The organism is uncultured Leptotrichia sp. (assembly GCF_938036635.1).
GTDB lineage: Bacteria > Fusobacteriota > Fusobacteriia > Fusobacteriales > Leptotrichiaceae > Leptotrichia > Leptotrichia hongkongensis.
This window is the reverse complement of record NZ_CALHQO010000416.1, coordinates 1-1,722: the sequence shown is the minus strand read 5'-3', so window position 1 is coordinate 1,722 and position 1,722 is coordinate 1. Positions and strand designations below refer to the sequence as shown.

Genomic DNA, 1,722 nt, shown 5'->3' with positions numbered 1-1,722 from the left:
GAGTTTAATTTTTATTTTAAGGCATTTACAATAGTATCGGCATTTGCTTTAACTGTTTTAATATAAGTTTCAGAGTTGTGTGCTTTGTCTCCTAATGAATCTGAGTACAGTTCTCCTCCTATTTTAACTTCTTTTCCTTTAGCTTTTACAGCTTCCTGTAGAGCTTCGATACTTTTTTTCGGAACAGAAGATTCTACAAATATTGCTTTTATATTTCTTTGAACAATGAAGTTGGCTAAGTCGCTTATATTTTTTGTACCAGTTTCAGAATCTGTAGAAACACCTTGTATTGCTTTTACTTCTAGTCCAAATTGTTCTCCAAAGTAGTTAAATGCATCGTGAGCTGTTACAAGGACTCTGCTTTTTTCAGGAATTTCCTTAATTCTTGTTTTTACATAAGTTGTAAGTTCATTTAGTTCAGCTTTATATTTTTTTAAGTTTTCTTTGTAGTAGTCGCTATTTTTAGAATCAAATTTACTTAATTCAGCTTCTACAGCTTCAGCTTCTTTTTCCCATAGTTCAGTATTAAACCATACATGCGGGTCAGGAGTATTTTGGTCAACTAGATGAATTTTACTTTTATCCAGTTTGTCCCCAACATTTAATATATTTTTGTTTTGAGAAGTTAATTTTTCGAAAATTTCTGTCATTTTACCTTCCAGATGTAATCCACCATACACTATAATATCTGCATTTCCAAGTTTTTCAATATCTCCTGCACTGGCACTATATAAATGTGGATCTACTCCTTCTCCCATAAGTCCTGTAACTTCGACTTTATCTCCACCAATTGTTTTTACAAGATCAGAAAGCATTGTCGTTGTTGTCGTAACTTTTATTTTTTTACCTGATGAAGCTCCACCTTTTCCACAAGATATTAGTAGCATCATTGCTACACATACTGCGATTACTAAGTTTAATTTTGTTAATACGTTGTTTTTACTCATTATCTGTCTCCTCCAAATCTTTATTTTTTTTATAAACCTCAATCATATCTGCTGCATTAAAAGCCACTATTTTTTCATTATTTTGCTCACTTTTCAAATATATCGGTCCATTAAACGGATCTTTTCTTTCTACAATATATTTTTCCTTTAAATTTATATCTAAATCCCTTAGATAATCATATAATTCTATATTATCTTCCACACTTAATATAACAATTTCATCATCTTCCTCAGCTTCAGATAATTTTATAATATTTTCCTCATTGAAGTTTTTTACATCATAGAAAATTGGACTGCCATGTGGACATTCTTTAGGGTAAAATAAGAATTTTTCCAGTTTTTGAAGTAACTTATTGCTTGTTACATGCTCCAAAATTTCTGCTTCCTTATGTACTTCCTCTTTATCATATCCTAGCTTTTCAAATAAAAAAACTTCCCAAACCCTATGTTTACGTATAATATCAAGTGCAAATTTATTCCCCTTTTCAGTAAGTTTTACTGTTTTTTTGTCAATAGTTAAATAATCATCATTTACCAGCTTTTTTATCATTTCGCTAACTGATGCTGGAGAGATATTTAAATATTCTGCAAGTTTTTTATTAGAATATTCCTTCTTTTTTTTCAAAGTATATATTCCTTTTAAATAATCTTCTATACTTCTGCTCATCCCAACTCCTTCCTTTTTTAGCTTGACCTAATTTATGAATTAGGCTAACCTAACAACATTATAATGTTACCACTAAATACCTTGATTGTCAAGACTTCTTTAATAGTC

Annotated in this window: 2 protein-coding genes; both read right to left on the bottom strand. The window is 30.0% G+C overall.

The annotated features are described in order from the left end of the window. Positions 1-11: 11 nt before the first annotated feature. The gene (locus tag Q0370_RS08360) at positions 12-890 is read right to left on the bottom strand and encodes a zinc ABC transporter substrate-binding protein (RefSeq protein ID WP_299574544.1); all 879 of its coding nucleotides are present in this window, start codon (positions 888-890) and stop codon (positions 12-14) included. A gap of 49 nt (positions 891-939) precedes the next feature. Beyond that, positions 940-1,614, bottom strand: coding sequence for a metal-dependent transcriptional regulator (locus Q0370_RS08355; protein WP_299574542.1), 675 nt, complete (start codon positions 1,612-1,614; stop codon positions 940-942). Between the last annotated feature and the right edge of the window lie 108 nt (positions 1,615-1,722).